Here is a 15,183-nt window from a genome sequence, read left to right on the forward strand (position 1 = left end):
GTGTCTATACGAAATCTGGATGGAAAAGCTTTTGCAGATATGATTCTGTACGGCGCACACCATCTGTCTCAAAACGCAAATGTAGTTGATGCGTTAAACGTATTTCCGGTTCCGGACGGAGATACGGGAACGAACATGAATCTGTCGATGACATCCGGTGCGAAAGAAGTGGAGCAAATCGACACCGCCAATATCGGCAAAGTGGCACAAAGCCTGTCAAGGGGGCTTCTGATGGGGGCGCGGGGAAACTCGGGCGTCATTTTATCCCAGCTGTTCAGAGGCTTTGGCAAATCGATTGAACAGAAATCGGAAATTAACGCGAAAGAATTTGCCGCCGCGTTCCAGGCCGGAGTGGACACCGCCTACAAGGCCGTCATGAAACCGGTCGAAGGCACGATCTTGACGGTTGCCAAAGATGCCGCAAAAAAAGCAGTGCTCGCCGCTCAAACTGAAACCAATATCATCAAGGTGATGGAAGCTGTCGTAAATGAAGCGGAGGCTTCTTTGGAGCGGACGCCTGAGCTGCTTCCGGTTTTAAAGGAAGTCGGTGTCGTCGACAGCGGCGGAAAAGGGCTTCTTTACGTGTATGAAGGGTTTCTCGCTTCTTTAAAGGGAGAAAAGCTTTCTGATAAAGCGGCAGCTCTTCCGTCATTGGATGACCTTGTCAGCGCCGAGCACCATAAAAACGCTCAAAGCCACATGAATACTGAAGACATCGAATTCGGCTACTGCACGGAGTTTATGGTAAAGCTCGACAGCGGCAAAAGAAACTTTAATGAAGATGCGTTCCGCCAGGATTTAAGCCGCTTCGGTGATTCGCTTCTCGTCGTCTCAGACGAAAATATCGCCAAGGTGCACATCCATGCCGAATATCCAGGGGAAGTCATGACTTACGCGCAAAAATACGGCAGCTTAATCAACATGAAAATCGAAAATATGAGAGAACAGCACAGCGCGATTCTCAGCCAGAACAAACAGGAGACAGCACCGGCAGAAAAAGCGCCGGCAGATAAACAGCCGTACGGCATCGTCACAGTGGCCATGGGTGAAGGGATTGCCGAGCTTTTCGAAAGCATCGGCGCCACAAAGGTCATAGAAGGCGGCCAGACGATGAATCCGAGCACGGAAGACATCGTTCAGGCGATAAAAGACGCCAATGCGGACACGGTCGTGATTCTGCCGAATAATTCAAACATTGTCATGGCGGCGAACCAGGCCGCGGATGTTGCCGGACAACATGTAATTGTCATCCCGACGAAGACCGTTCCTCAAGGAATGGCCGCACTGCTCGCATTCAACCCGGCCCTTTCAGCGGACGAGAATGAAGCCGCTATGCTCGGTGCGATCGGCGAGGTGAAAAGCGGACAGATCACCTATGCGGTCAGAGACACAAACATTGACGGCATCGATATTAAAAAAGGCGATTTTATGGGCATATTAAACGGGAAAATCGTTGAGACGGCGTCAGACCAGTTAACAGCAGCGAAAAAGCTGATCGCAGGCATGATCGATGAAGACAGCGAAATCGTCACCGTGATCAAAGGGGAAGACGCCCCGGAAGAAGAGGCCGAAGAACTCGCAGCCTACATCAGCGAGACGTACGAAGACGTCGAAGTAGAAGTGCACGACGGAAAACAGCCGCTGTATTCCTACATTCTGGCTGTCGAATAACGAATCAAAGGCAGAAGGGCATGTTGATAAAAGCCCTTCTCTTCTTTTGGCTTTTTTTAAAGCCTCAGCCCGCAACGGACGTTGTCTGCTTGCCAATTGGGAAATGATCGATTAGTCTAAAAAAAACGGCTTTTTTTCCTCCGTACAGCGGGGGAATCTGTTTGTAAAAGGGGGATAAGGATGAAGTACAGAAGTGTGTTTGATATTATCGGGCCCGTCATGATCGGACCGTCAAGTTCTCATACGGCCGGCGCGGCCAGAATCGGCAGAGTCGCCAGAAGCGTGTTTGGGAGGGAGCCGAAACAAATTATTGTATCGCTCTACGGTTCTTTTGCCGAAACGTATAAAGGACATGGAACAGATGTTGCGATCATCGGCGGCCTTTTGGATTTTGATACATTTGATGAAAGAATCAAAGATTCGATCCGTCTAGCCGAAGAAAAGGGAATCGCCATAGAGTTCCGGGAAGAAGAAGCGGTACCGAAGCATCCCAATACAGCCCGCATCCTCATCTCTGATGATGAAGGCTCCCTTGAACTCGCAGGCATCTCAATCGGCGGAGGGAAAATCGAGATCATTGAGCTGAACGGCTTCGAACTCAGATTATCGGGTAATCACCCCGCTATTTTAGTCGTCCATAACGACCGCTACGGAACGATTGCAGGCGTAGCCAATGTGCTTGCGAAGTTCGCAATCAACATCGGCCATATGGAAGTTGCCCGCAAAGACGTCGGCCAGGAAGCGCTCATGACGATTGAGGTCGATCAAACGATTGATCCGGCTGTTTTTGATGAATTGAGAGCGCTGCCGAACATCATTGAGGTGACCCAGATCGCTGACTAAAAAGGAGGGTGAGACGATATGTTTCGAAATGTGAAAGAATTAATTCAACTGACAAAGGAAAAGAACGTGTCCATCTCTGAAATCATGATCACACAGGAGATCGAGGTGACAGGCCGGACGCGGGAAGATATATTCAAGCAGATGGAAGCCAACTTGGCTGTCATGGAAGACGCTGTTCAAAAAGGCATTGAGGGCGTCGTATCGCACTCCGGATTGACGGGCGGAGACGCCGTTAAGCTTCAGGCCTACCTTAAATCGGGCAAAGGGCTGTCAGGGGCTGTCATCCTTGACGCTGTCAGCAAAGCGGTAGCGACAAATGAAGTCAACGCTGCGATGGGAACGATTTGCGCAACGCCGACAGCCGGATCGGCCGGCGTTGTCCCGGGGACGCTCTTTGCGGTAAAAGAGAAACTTCACCCGACGAAAGAGCAGATGGTCCGCTTTTTATTTACATCGGGAGCGTTCGGATTCGTCGTTGCCAACAATGCGAGCATTTCGGGAGCCGCCGGAGGCTGTCAGGCTGAAGTCGGATCGGCCTCGGGCATGGCGGCTGCCGCCATCGTCGAAATGGCGGGCGGAACCCCTGAACAGTGCGCCGAAGCGATGGCCATCGCTTTAAAAAACGTACTCGGTCTAGTCTGCGATCCTGTCGCAGGGCTCGTTGAGGTGCCGTGTGTGAAGCGGAACGCGATGGGCGCAGCCAATGCGATGGTCGCGGCTGATATGGCGCTTGCCGGCATTACAAGCCGCATTCCATGCGATGAAGTGATCGATGCGATGTACAAAATCGGACAGACGATGCCGACGGCACTGAGGGAAACAGGCCGGGGCGGTCTTGCCGCAACACCGACGGGCAAAGAATTGGAGAAAAAAATATTCGGAGGAGCGTCAGCTGCACGTGGAACACAATCTGCAACTTAGTATATCTGTTATAAAAGGCGTCGGGACGGAAACGGAAAAAACGTTGAACGAGCTCGGAATCTATACGGTTCTCGATCTTTTAAACTACTTCCCGTACCGATATGACGATTATGAATTGCGCGATTTGGAAGATGTGGCACACGATGAACGAGTGACGGTGGAAGGGAAGGTTCACAGCGAGCCTTCTCTTGCCTATTACGGGAAAAAGCGGAGCCGTCTCACGTTCCGGCTTTTGGTCGGGAACTATTTGATCACAGCGGTTTGCTTTAACAGGCCTTATTTGAAAAAAAAGCTTGCGATCGGCTCGATTGTTACCGTAACCGGAAAATGGGACAAGCACAGACAATCCGTGATGGTGCAAGAGCTGAAAAACGGGCCGCACCAGGGTGATCAGTCGATTGAACCCGTATACTCCGTCAAAGAAAACATCACCGTAAAGACGATGAGGAAATTGATTCAGGAAGCTGTCCGCAGCCATTTGCCGTTTGCCGAAGATCCTCTTCCGGAAAAGCTTCGGACCGCCTACAAACTTCTGTCTTACCAGGAGGCGGTAAAGGCGATGCACAAGCCCGAGTCGAGGGAAGCTTTAAAGCATGCGCGGCGCCGTTTTGTATATGAGGAATTTTTGCTGTTTCAGCTGAAAATGCAGGCTTTGCGAAAGTTCGAGCGGGAAGCGTCCGACGGAATCAGCCACACCTTTCGGCTCGAAGACGTCAATTCGTTTGTCAAAAGCCTTCCGTTTCCTTTGACAAACGCGCAGGCGAAAGCGCTCGACGACATATTAAGGGACATGGCTTCAGGGTATAAAATGAATCGGCTTTTGCAAGGAGACGTCGGTTCAGGCAAAACAGCCGTCGCCGCGATTGCGCTATACGCCTCGCTGCTTTCCGGATTCCAGGGGGCGATGATGGTTCCGACCGAAATACTGGCGGAACAGCACGCCGATTCGCTTGTATCCCTCTTTGAGCAGCACGACGTCAATGTGGCGCTTTTAACAAGCTCTGTGAAAGGGAAAAGGAGAAGAGAGCTTTTAGACAGATTAAAAGAAGGAGAAATTGATATTTTGGTGGGGACGCACGCCCTTATTCAGGACGATGTCCACTTTAAACAGCTCGGGCTCGTGATCACCGATGAACAGCACCGCTTCGGCGTCGAGCAAAGAAAAAAACTGAGAAGCAAAGGGAAAGATCCCGATGTCTTGTTTATGACGGCGACGCCGATTCCGAGAACACTGGCGATCACGGTTTTCGGGGAAATGGATGTGTCCGTCATCGATGAAATGCCGGCTGGGCGAAAGCGGATCGAGACGTATTGGGTAAAGCACGACATGCTCGAACGGATTCTCGCGTTTATCGATAAAGAACTGAAAAAAGGCAGACAGGCGTATGTGATCTGTCCCTTGATTGAAGAGTCGGACAAGCTCGACGTTCAAAATGCAATTGATGTGCACAGCATGCTGACTCATGCCTTCAGGGGAAGATGGCAGATCGGTCTCATGCACGGAAAGCTGTCAAATGACGAGAAAGAACAGGTAATGAGGCAGTTCAGCAAAAACGAATGCCAGATTCTCGTTTCCACAACCGTCGTTGAAGTCGGGGTAAACGTTCCGAATGCGACGGTCATGCTGATCTATGATGCCGACCGGTTCGGTCTTTCCCAGCTGCATCAGCTTCGCGGCCGGGTCGGACGGGGCGATCACCAGTCGTATTGCATCCTGATGGCAGACCCGAAATCTGAGACGGGAAAAGAGCGCATGAGCATCATGTCTGAGACGACGGACGGCTTTGAGCTTTCTGAAAAAGATCTTGAACTCAGAGGGCCCGGGGACTTTTTCGGCAAGAAACAGAGCGGGATGCCGGAGTTTAAAGTCGCCGACATGGTTCACGACTACCGCGCGCTGGAAACGGCAAGAAGAGACGCTGCAGAACTTGTCTCTTCAAAAGCGTTCTGGACGGATGCCGAATATAAAAGCCTGCGGGAACACTTGCAAAACAGCGGGGTTATGGACGGAGAAAAGCTGAGCTGATCTGAAGTCCAGCTAAAATTTATCGTCGGCGGGTAAAGAAAGATTGCATTCCAATCTATGAAATTATATACTACTATTAGTACCTAGTCATAATTGCGCGGATGGTGTTTAATAACATGAGAAAAAGTAAGAGAGAACGCCAAGAATTGCTGCAGCAGACGATTCGTACGACCCCGTTTATTACGGACGAGGAGTTAGCGGAGAAATTTAACGTCAGCATTCAGACGATTCGCTTGGACCGTTTGGAACTTTCCATACCTGAACTGAGAGAAAGAATCAAAAGTGTTGCCGAGAAGTCTCTTGAAGATGAAGTCAAGTCATTGCCGCTTGACGAGGTCATCGGCGAGATCATTGATTTGGAGCTGGATGAGCACGCGATTTCAATTCTTGAGATCAGAAGGGAGCATGTTTTCAGCCGAAATCAAATCGCCAGGGGGCACCATTTGTTTGCCCAGGCCAACTCGCTCGCCGTCGCCCTCATCGACGATGAGCTCGCATTGACGGCCAAAGCGGACATCCGCTTTACAAGGCAGGTCAAGCAAGGCGAACGGGTCGTTGCAAAAGCGAAAGTCGTGAAGCTTGATAAAGATAAAGGCAGAACGGTTGTTGAAGTGAACAGCTATGTTGCCGAAGAGCCTGTGTTTTCAGGCGAATTTGTCATGTATCGTTCAAAACAATCATAGAAGGTGGCGCGTAAGTCATGAAAATTGCTGTAGATGCCATGGGAGGAGACAATGCTCCCAAAGCGGTTATTGAAGGCGTGATGAAAGCGGTCGAAGATTTTGAAGACCTCGAGATCACGCTGATCGGCGACCGGGAAAAAATAGCCGCCCATTTAACAGAACACGGGCGGATCACCGTCAAACACGCGGAAGAAGTCATCGAAGCGACAGACGAGCCAGTCAGAGCCGTCAGAAGAAAGAAGAATTCATCGATGGTTCTGATGGCCGGAGAAGTCGCCGAAGGCAGGGCTGATGCCTGCATTTCCGCCGGAAACACCGGAGCGCTTATGACGGCCGGGCTCTTTATCGTCGGCCGGATTGAAGGGATTGAAAGGCCTGCGTTGGCACCGACATTGCCGACCGTCTCCGGAGACGGCTTTCTCCTTCTTGATGTCGGAGCGAATGTGGACGCCAAGCCCGAACATCTCGTTCAATACGCCATTATGGGATCTGTTTACGGAGAACAGGTGCTGGGCGTCAAAAATCCGCGCATCGGACTTTTGAACGTCGGAACCGAAGATAAAAAAGGAAATGAGCTTGCCAAGCAGACCTTTCAAAAATTGAAGGAAACCGATTTGAATTTCATCGGCAATGTGGAAGCCCGCGATATGCTGGACGGAGTCGCTGATGTCATCGTCACAGACGGCTTTACCGGTAACGTTGCCTTGAAAACGGTCGAGGGCGCGGCGCTGTCCATTTTTAAAATGCTGAGAACGACGCTGACTTCGAGCTTCACGGCGAAGCTCGCCGCTTCTGCACTGAAGCCGAAGCTGAAAGAAATGAAAACGAAAATGGATTACTCTGAATACGGCGGAGCCGGATTGTTCGGCTTAAAGGCGCCCGTCATCAAAGCGCACGGATCATCTGACGGACGCGCCGTTTATCACGCGATCCGCCAGGCCAGAGAGATGGTCAGCCAAAATGTCGCGGCATTTATCGAAGAAAAAATTCAACAAAAAGCAGATGAATAGTCTGGAGGTTTTAACACATGGGCAAGATTGCTTTTCTATTCCCGGGCCAAGGTTCGCAGCATATCGGCATGGGACACGAATTGTATGAAAAAGAACCGAATGCGAAGAAGATTTTTGAAGAAGCGGATCAAACGCTTGAAACAAAACTGAGCACCCTCATGTTTGAAGGGGATGCAAAGGAACTGACGCTTACATACAACGCGCAGCCAAGCCTTTTAACGGCGAGCATCGCAGCGCTTGAAAAACTGAAGGAATACGGCATTAAAGCCGACTATGCGGCAGGTCACAGCCTCGGCGAATACAGCGCATTGGTCGCTGCCGGCGCCTTGTCGTTTAAAGATGCGGTTTATGCCGTCAGAAAGCGCGGCGAATTCATGAATGAAGCCGTGCCGGCGGGAGAAGGCGCGATGGCGGCCATTCTCGGCATGGACAGCCAGGCGCTGAAAGAAGTGACGGACAAAATTTCCGAAGAAGGAAACCTTGTTCAGCTCGCCAATTTGAACTGCCCTGGGCAAATCGTCATCTCGGGAACAGCTAAAGGCGTGGAGCTCGCTTCAGAGCTTGCGAAAGAAAAGGGCGCAAAACGCGCGATTCCTCTCGAAGTCAGCGGGCCGTTCCATTCTGAGCTGATGAAGCCGGCAGCTGATAAGCTTCGTGAAGTTCTTGATGCGTGCACGATCAACGACGCAGCCATTCCGGTCGTCTCCAACGTAACGGCCGACTTTGTAACGGATAAAGACGACATTAAGAATAAACTGATTGAACAGCTGTATTCCCCTGTACGCTTTGAAGAAACAATCAGCCGCCTGATTGACGAAGGCGTCACGACCTTCATTGAAATCGGTCCCGGAAAGGTTTTGTCAGGGCTTGTGAAGAAAGTGAACCGCAGAGTCAAAACGATTGCTGTATCAGACCCGAACACAATTGAACTTGCCGTTCAAACGTTGAAGGAGGAAAACGAAAATGCTGGAAAATAAAACAGCCGTTGTGACAGGAGCCTCAAGAGGAATCGGCCGCGCGATCGCCCTGGACCTGGCGAAAAACGGAGCAAATGTCGTCGTCAACTACGCGGGAAATGAAGCGAAAGCGAACGAAGTCGTAGACGAAATCAAAGCGCTCGGCCGCGATGCGTTTGCTTTTAAAGCGGACGTTTCCAATGCGGATGAGGTTCAGGCGATGATGAAGGAAGCGGTCGGACGCTTCGGCACGCTTGACATCCTTGTCAACAATGCGGGCATTACTAAAGACAATCTGTTCATGAGAATGAAAGAAGATGAATGGGACGACGTCATTAACATAAACTTAAAAGGTGTGTTCAATTGTTCAAAAGCTGTGACAAGACAGATGATGAAACAAAGAAGCGGCCGGATCATCAATATCACCTCGGTTGTAGGCGTCGTCGGTAACGCCGGGCAGGCCAACTATGTCGCGGCTAAATCAGGCGTGATCGGCTTGACGAAAACGCTGGCAAAAGAACTGGCGTCAAGAAACATCACTGTGAATGCGATCGCTCCGGGATTCATTTCGACGGAAATGACGGACAAGCTGACAAAAGACATTCAAGACGAAATGCTGAAGCAGATTCCGCTTGCGCGGTTCGGCGAGCCGTCTGACATCAGCAGCGCCGTTGTTTTCCTCGCATCTGACCATGCGAGCTACATGACCGGCCAGACGCTGAACATCAACGGCGGAATGGCTATGGTTTAAACGAAATCAAAAATTGAATTATCTCTGGTTTTTTAAAAACGAATCAACTATAATACTTGAGGGGAGGTGAATAGCTATGGCAGACGCATTAGAGCGTGTAACAAAAATCATCGTAGACCGCCTCGGCGTGGATGAAGCTGACGTCACTCTTGAAGCTTCTTTTAAAGAGGATTTAGGCGCTGATTCCCTGGATGTAGTTGAGCTTGTCATGGAACTTGAAGACGAGTTTGATATGGAGATTTCTGACGAAGATGCTGAAAAGATTGCAACAGTCGGTGACGCTGTGAACTACATAAATAGTAAGCAGTAAGCTCATTTAAAGTCCCGTTTAAAGACGGGGCTTTATCCCTTTATAAATGCGGCTTTAATTTTAATGTTTTGCCCAATGATAAACGAACCTGCCTTTTCATAGGAGGTGAGGTGAACTTGATGTGCCCATATGGAGGTTGCTATGTCAAAACATTCACATTTCAGAGACAAAAAAATGTTTCAAAAAAAAGCGGAGCAGTTTAAAAAGTTTCAGGAACGGATTTCGGTTCAATTTCAAAACGAGAAGCTTTTATATCAAGCGTTTACACATTCATCTTATGTGAATGAGCATCGAAAGAAGCCATATGAAGATAATGAGAGGCTTGAATTTTTAGGAGACGCCGTTTTGGAACTGACGATTTCTCAATTTTTATACGCCAAATACCCGGCGATGAGCGAGGGTGATTTGACGAAATTGAGAGCGGCGATCGTATGCGAGCCTTCTTTGGTTTCCCTGGCCCATGAGCTTTCTTTCGGAGAGCTTGTTCTATTGGGAAAAGGAGAGGAAATGACTGGAGGAAGAAAGCGTCCGGCGCTTTTAGCCGATGTGTTTGAAGCTTTTATCGGTGCGCTCTATCTGGATCAGGGGCTCGAAGCCGTCGTGACTTTTCTGAAAGCGTACGTTTTCCCTAAAATCGACGATGGTGCTTTTTCTCATGTGATGGATTTTAAAAGCCAGCTGCAGGAATTTGTACAGCGCGACGGGCGAGGCATACTGGAGTATAAAATCCTTCAGGAAAAAGGACCGGCGCACAACCGCGAATTTGAAGCAAATGTATCGCTAAAAGGAGAAGTACTTGGGGTGGGAAGCGGCCGTTCCAAAAAAGAAGCTGAACAGCATGCCGCTCAAGAAGCGCTCGCGAAGCTGCAAAAACACCATATGAAACAATAAATCCCCCTTGCAAAAACCAGGGGGATTTCAATGTATTTTGAGCCTTTTCCATAGGGTTATGATAGAATTGTAATACTTTAATACATAAGGAGGATCACCATGTTCCTCAAACGTTTAGACGTGATAGGATTTAAATCGTTTGCAGAACGAATTTCTGTAGATTTTGTAAAAGGCGTGACAGCCGTCGTCGGCCCGAACGGCAGCGGAAAAAGCAACATCACCGACGCGATCCGCTGGGTGCTCGGTGAACAGTCCGCCAAATCGCTCAGGGGCGGCAAGATGGAAGATATCATTTTTGCCGGCAGCGACTCGCGGAAAAAGCTGAACCTTGCCGAAGTGACGCTGACGCTTGACAACGATGACCGCTTTTTGCCGATCGATTTTCACGAAGTCAGTGTGACGAGAAGAGTCTACAGATCGGGGGAAAGCGAATTTCTCATCAACAACCAGCCGTGCCGCCTGAAAGATATCATCGATCTTTTTATGGATTCAGGGCTTGGAAAAGAAGCGTTTTCCATCATCAGCCAAGGCAAAGTCGAAGAGATTTTAAGCAGCAAGGCTGAAGAGCGGAGAAGCATCTTCGAAGAAGCGGCCGGCGTATTAAAATACAAAACGAGAAAGAAAAAAGCCGAAAACAAGCTGTTTGAGACACAGGACAATTTGAACCGGGTCGAAGACATCCTCCACGAGCTCGAGGGACAGGTGGAGCCGCTGAAAGTGCAGGCATCGATCGCCAAAGACTACCTTGAAAAGAAGGATGAGCTTGAAAAAATCGAAATCGCGTTAACGGCGTATGACATCGAAGAGCTTCACGGAAAATGGGAAGCCCTTCAGCAAAAAGTCGAAAAGGCGAAAGACGAAGAAATGTCCTCTTCTGCGGCCATCCAGGCAAAAGAAGCCAAAATCGAAGAGGCAAGAGACAAAATTCAAGCGCTCGACGAATCGGTCGATGAGCTTCAGCAAGTGCTGCTTTTGACAAGCGAGGAACTGGAGAAGCTTGAAGGCCGGAAAGAAGTGCTGAAGGAACGCAAAAAAAACGCCACGCAAAACAGAGCTCAGCTTGAAGAAGCGATCGTCCAGCGCAGTGAAAAAGAGCGAACCCTGAAAGAGAAAATCGCCGCGCAGAAGCTTGTGTTTGAAAAGCTCGAGACTGAAGCAAAAGAGCTTGCCCGACAGGTGAAAGAAAAAAATCAGGCTTTATCCGGATACAGCGAAAATGTAGAGGAAGAAATCGAACAGCTGAAAAGCGATTATTTCGAGCTGTTGAACGAACAGGCTTCCGTCCGCAACGAGCTTCAATTTCTTGAAGACCAAATGACCCAATCTGCGGCACAGCAGAAACGGCTCGCACAAAACAATGAAAAATATTTAAGCGAGCGGAAGGAAATCGCCGACCAAAAGATGAAAACCGAACACGAATTCAGCCTCGTGGACGAGCGTCTTCACAGCCAGATTCAAGCATTCAGGGACGCGCAAAAAAGCTATGAACAGAAAAAAAGCCAGTACGAAAAAAAGGAATCCGCCCTTTACCAGGCTTATCAATACGTTCAGCAGGCGCGCTCTAAAAAGGAAATGCTTGAAGCGATGCAGGAGGACTTTTCGGGGTTTTATCAAGGCGTCAAAGAAGTATTAAAGGCCAAGAGCGAGCTTCCGGGAATTCGCGGCGCGATTGCAGAGCTGTTAAAGACGGACGAGCGGTATGAAACAGCGATCGAAATCGCGCTCGGCGCAACAGCACAGCATGTTGTCACAGAAGATGAAGACGCCGCCAGACGGGCGATTCAATATTTGAAAAAGCATTCGTTCGGAAGGGCGACCTTCCTCCCGCTTTCCGTCATCAAAGAGCGCCGCATCCAGCCGAGAGACATCGAGACGGCGAAAGAAAACCCGTCGTTCATCGGCATCGCCAGCGAGCTTGTTTCATTTGATCCGGCCTACCGGAGCGTCGTGCAAAATCTGCTCGGCACCGTGCTGATCACCGAGCATTTAAAGGGCGCCAACGACCTTGCCAAGCGGCTCGGCCACAGATACCGGATCGTCACCCTTGAAGGGGATGTCGTCAATCCGGGCGGTTCCATGACGGGAGGAGCTGTCAAGAAAAAAAGCAGCTCGCTTCTGGGACGAAACAGGGAACTGGAAGCCCAGACAAAACGCCTCGCCGAGATGGAAGAAAAAACCGAATTGCTCGAAAAAGAAGTGAAAGCCCTGAAGCAGACCATTCAGGAGCTTGATGCCAAGCTACAGTCACTTCGGGAGGACGGAGAACGCCTAAGATCCGAGCAGCAGGAAATCAAAGGCCGTCTGTACGAACTCGAAATCGCCGAGAAAAACGTCAACAGCCATTTGGAGCTCTATGACCAGGAAAAATCGGCTCTGCTTGAAGGGGACGAAGACAAGAAGTGGCGTAAAGAAGAGCTTGAAGAAAAGCTCGCATCGATCGCCGGCGAGCTGCAGCGCCTTGATTCCGAAATCGAAGCCATGACGGAGCGGAAACAGACGCAGACCTCGACGAAAGAAGCGTTGCAAAGCGAGCTGACCGATTTGAAAGTGGTGCTGGCGAAAACCGAACAGTCGTGTGCAAACGAACGGGAAAAGCTCGCAAGGCTTGAAGAAGAGTATGCCGAGAATGCGGAAGCGCTCAAGGTGGCCGAAGAGGATCTTTCTTTCTTAACGACAGAGATGTCCTCCAATTCTTCCGGTGAGGAAAAACTTGAAGAAGCTGCGAAAAAGAAGCTGAACGATAAAAATAAAACCGCAGAGCTCATCGCCTCAAGAAGAGAACAGCGGATGAAGCTGCAAAAAGGCCTTGAAACCGAAGAGCTCGAACTGAAAGAAATGAAGCGCCAGTATAAGCAGATGGCCGGTCTCTTAAAAGATGAAGAAGTCAAGCTCGGCCGCATGGAAGTCGAGCTCGACAACCTGCTCTCTTTCCTGCGGGAAGAGTACGGCCTTTCATTTGAAGGGGCAAGGGAAAAATATCCTTTGGAGCTTTCCCCTGAAGAAGCGAGGAAGCGCGTCAAGCTGATCAAGCTTGCGATCGAAGAGCTGGGAACGGTGAACCTTGGCAGCATTGAGGAATTCGAAAGGGTCAATGAACGCTACCTCTTCCTTTCAGAGCAGAAAGACGACCTGCTCGAAGCGAAAAATACGCTCTTTAAGGTCATCGAGGAAATGGATGAGGAAATGACGAAGCGTTTTGCGGAAACATTTGCGCAGATCAGCTCCCATTTTGAAGACGTCTTCCGGGCGCTGTTCGGCGGCGGAAGAGCCGAGCTCAAGCTGACAGATCCGAATGACCTGCTCCAATCGGGCGTCGATATTATCGCCCAGCCTCCGGGCAAAAAGCTGCAGAACCTGAGCCTGCTTTCCGGCGGGGAACGGGCCTTGACGGCGATCGCGCTCCTGTTTTCGATCCTCAAAGTCAGACCGGTTCCGTTCTGCGTGCTGGATGAAGTCGAGGCGGCCCTTGATGAAGCGAACGTGTTCCGCTTTGCCCAATACTTGAAAAAATACAGCCATGAAACCCAGTTCATCGTCATCACCCACCGGAAAGGAACAATGGAAGAAGCCGATGTTCTTTACGGCGTGACGATGCAGGAATCAGGCGTTTCCAAGCTGGTCTCAGTCAAGCTTGAAGAAACAAAAGAATTAGTTCAATAAAGCGAGGTTACAGGACATGAGCTTTTTTAAAAAACTGAAAGAAAAAATCACACAGCAGACCGATTCGGTCTCAGGCAAATTTAAAGAAGGCCTGGCGAAAACGAGAAATACGTTTCAGGAGCGGGTCAATGAGCTTGTCTCCCGCTACCGGAAAGTGGACGAGGATTTTTTTGAAGAGCTTGAAGAGGTTCTGATCGGCGCTGATGTCGGCGTTGCGACTGTTATGGAGCTGATTGACGAGCTGAAGAGCGAGGTCAAGCGAAGAAATATTCAGGACCCGAAAGAGGTGCAGTCCGTCATTTCTGAAAAGCTCGTTGAAATCTATGAAGGCGGGGAGCAGGAAGCATCAGAGCTCCGCGTCGAAGACGGCCGCCTAAACATCATTTTATTCGTCGGCGTCAACGGCGTCGGCAAAACGACGACGATCGGCAAGCTTGCCCATCAATTCATTAAAGAAGGCAAAAATGTCGTTCTTGCTGCCGGAGATACATTCAGGGCCGGCGCGATCGACCAGCTTGAAGTGTGGGGAGAGCGCGTCGGCGCGCATGTCGTCAAACAGGCGGAAGGCTCGGATCCTGCGGCTGTTATCTATGACGCCGTTCAAGCCGCGAAAGCGCGCGGCGCCGATGTCCTGCTTTGCGACACGGCAGGACGCCTGCAAAATAAAGTGAACTTAATGAAAGAGCTAGAAAAGGTAAAGCGCGTGATTCAGCGCGAAGTGCCTGATGCGCCTCATGAAGTGCTGCTCGTACTGGATGCGACGACAGGGCAGAACGCAATGACACAGGCGCGCGAATTTTCCAAAGCGACTGATGTCTCAGGCATCGTGCTGACGAAGCTCGACGGAACGGCAAAAGGCGGCATCGTCCTCGCCATCCGCCATGAGCTGCAGATTCCGGTCAAGTTTGTCGGGCTGGGGGAAAAAATGGATGACCTGCAGCCGTTTGAAGCAGAGTCATATGTATACGGCCTGTTTTCCGATCTGATCGAGAAAGAAGAGTAGGCGCGGAAAACCCCTTTGCGGGGGTTTTCTTTTTTGCCGTCCGGTATGACAAGATAAAAACTTGACAGATCAAATATTTCAGCGTAAACTAGTGTATCGTAAAGGGATTTGACTTAACAAAGGGGAGAGTCTCATGACGCTTGAAAAAACAACGAGAATGAATTACTTATTCGATTTCTATCAGACGTTGTTGACATCAAAACAAAAAAGCTACATGTCGCTTTACTACTTAGACGATTTCTCCCTTGGCGAAATAGCTGAAGAATATCATGTCTCAAGGCAGGCGGTCTATGACAATATCAAACGGACCGAAGCCATGCTTGAGCAATATGAAGAAAAGCTACTTTTGTTTAAAAAATTTCAAGAGCGCAAAAAGATTTTTGAAGCGCTGAGAAAGCTGACTGACGGTCAGCCTGAGGCGGAGTCCCTGATTGATGCGCTTGAGAAATTAGATTAGG

At 49.8% G+C, this 15,183-nt stretch carries 13 protein-coding genes; all 13 read left to right on the forward strand.

The window, feature by feature from the left end:
- Complete coding sequence (locus tag MKY62_RS08905) at nucleotides 1-1,671, forward strand: DAK2 domain-containing protein (RefSeq protein WP_003181689.1); 1,671 nt, start codon at nucleotides 1-3, stop codon at nucleotides 1,669-1,671.
- A gap of 180 nt (nucleotides 1,672-1,851) precedes the next feature.
- Nucleotides 1,852-2,514, forward strand: coding sequence for an L-serine ammonia-lyase, iron-sulfur-dependent subunit beta (sdaAB, locus tag MKY62_RS08910; protein WP_003181691.1), 663 nt, complete (start codon nucleotides 1,852-1,854; stop codon nucleotides 2,512-2,514).
- Nucleotides 2,515-2,532: 18 nt separating this feature from the next.
- Nucleotides 2,533-3,435 (forward strand): L-serine ammonia-lyase, iron-sulfur-dependent, subunit alpha, encoded by a 903-nt coding sequence (gene sdaAA, locus MKY62_RS08915; RefSeq protein ID WP_003181693.1) that lies wholly within the window; start codon nucleotides 2,533-2,535, stop codon nucleotides 3,433-3,435.
- Nucleotides 3,413-5,461, forward strand: coding sequence for an ATP-dependent DNA helicase RecG (recG, locus tag MKY62_RS08920; protein WP_003181696.1), 2,049 nt, complete (start codon nucleotides 3,413-3,415; stop codon nucleotides 5,459-5,461). Before sdaAA ends, recG begins: the two co-directional genes overlap by 23 nt.
- 116 nt (nucleotides 5,462-5,577) lie before the next feature.
- Complete coding sequence (fapR, locus tag MKY62_RS08925) at nucleotides 5,578-6,144, forward strand: transcription factor FapR (RefSeq protein ID WP_003181698.1); 567 nt, start codon at nucleotides 5,578-5,580, stop codon at nucleotides 6,142-6,144.
- Between the two features lie 17 nt (nucleotides 6,145-6,161).
- Complete coding sequence (plsX, locus tag MKY62_RS08930) at nucleotides 6,162-7,154, forward strand: phosphate acyltransferase PlsX (protein ID WP_003181700.1); 993 nt, start codon at nucleotides 6,162-6,164, stop codon at nucleotides 7,152-7,154.
- A 17-nt stretch (nucleotides 7,155-7,171) separates the two neighbouring features.
- Complete coding sequence (fabD, locus tag MKY62_RS08935) at nucleotides 7,172-8,131, forward strand: ACP S-malonyltransferase (protein WP_003181702.1); 960 nt, start codon at nucleotides 7,172-7,174, stop codon at nucleotides 8,129-8,131.
- Entirely contained in the window at nucleotides 8,118-8,861 is a 744-nt protein-coding gene (gene fabG, locus MKY62_RS08940; RefSeq protein ID WP_003181704.1) for a 3-oxoacyl-[acyl-carrier-protein] reductase, read from the forward strand. The genes fabD and fabG overlap by 14 nt, the downstream gene beginning before the upstream one ends.
- Nucleotides 8,862-8,937: 76 nt before the next feature.
- A complete protein-coding gene (acpP, locus tag MKY62_RS08945) occupies nucleotides 8,938-9,171 on the forward strand; it encodes an acyl carrier protein (protein ID WP_003181706.1) in 234 nt (77 codons plus the stop codon).
- A gap of 141 nt (nucleotides 9,172-9,312) precedes the next feature.
- Nucleotides 9,313-10,062: a ribonuclease III gene (rnc, locus tag MKY62_RS08950; protein ID WP_009328527.1), complete on the forward strand. Its 750-nt coding sequence runs from the start codon at nucleotides 9,313-9,315 to the stop codon at nucleotides 10,060-10,062.
- A 99-nt stretch (nucleotides 10,063-10,161) separates the two neighbouring features.
- The gene (gene smc, locus MKY62_RS08955) at nucleotides 10,162-13,722 is read left to right on the forward strand and encodes a chromosome segregation protein SMC (RefSeq protein ID WP_011197972.1); all 3,561 of its coding nucleotides are present in this window, start codon (nucleotides 10,162-10,164) and stop codon (nucleotides 13,720-13,722) included.
- Between the two features lie 16 nt (nucleotides 13,723-13,738).
- The gene (ftsY, locus tag MKY62_RS08960) at nucleotides 13,739-14,725 is read left to right on the forward strand and encodes a signal recognition particle-docking protein FtsY (RefSeq protein ID WP_003181713.1); all 987 of its coding nucleotides are present in this window, start codon (nucleotides 13,739-13,741) and stop codon (nucleotides 14,723-14,725) included.
- Nucleotides 14,726-14,858: 133 nt separating this feature from the next.
- Nucleotides 14,859-15,182, forward strand: coding sequence for a putative DNA-binding protein (locus tag MKY62_RS08965; protein ID WP_009328526.1), 324 nt, complete (start codon nucleotides 14,859-14,861; stop codon nucleotides 15,180-15,182).
- The last annotated feature ends 1 nt before the right edge of the window (nucleotide 15,183 follow it).

This window comes from Bacillus sp. FSL R7-0646, assembly GCF_037969865.1.
Lineage (GTDB): Bacteria > Bacillota > Bacilli > Bacillales > Bacillaceae > Bacillus > Bacillus licheniformis.

Coding starts and splice junctions, on each gene's coding strand:
- sdaAB (WP_003181691.1), top strand. CDS start 1,852: ATGAAGTACAGAAGTGTGTTTGATATTATCGGGCCCGTCATGATCGGA.
- sdaAA (WP_003181693.1), top strand. CDS start 2,533: ATGTTTCGAAATGTGAAAGAATTAATTCAACTGACAAAGGAAAAGAAC.
- fapR (WP_003181698.1), top strand. CDS start 5,578: ATGAGAAAAAGTAAGAGAGAACGCCAAGAATTGCTGCAGCAGACGATT.
- plsX (WP_003181700.1), top strand. CDS start 6,162: ATGAAAATTGCTGTAGATGCCATGGGAGGAGACAATGCTCCCAAAGCG.
- fabD (WP_003181702.1), top strand. CDS start 7,172: ATGGGCAAGATTGCTTTTCTATTCCCGGGCCAAGGTTCGCAGCATATC.
- fabG (WP_003181704.1), top strand. CDS start 8,118: ATGCTGGAAAATAAAACAGCCGTTGTGACAGGAGCCTCAAGAGGAATC.
- acpP (WP_003181706.1), top strand. CDS start 8,938: ATGGCAGACGCATTAGAGCGTGTAACAAAAATCATCGTAGACCGCCTC.
- rnc (WP_009328527.1), top strand. CDS start 9,313: ATGTCAAAACATTCACATTTCAGAGACAAAAAAATGTTTCAAAAAAAA.
- smc (WP_011197972.1), top strand. CDS start 10,162: ATGTTCCTCAAACGTTTAGACGTGATAGGATTTAAATCGTTTGCAGAA.
- ftsY (WP_003181713.1), top strand. CDS start 13,739: ATGAGCTTTTTTAAAAAACTGAAAGAAAAAATCACACAGCAGACCGAT.
- MKY62_RS08965 (WP_009328526.1), top strand. CDS start 14,859: ATGACGCTTGAAAAAACAACGAGAATGAATTACTTATTCGATTTCTAT.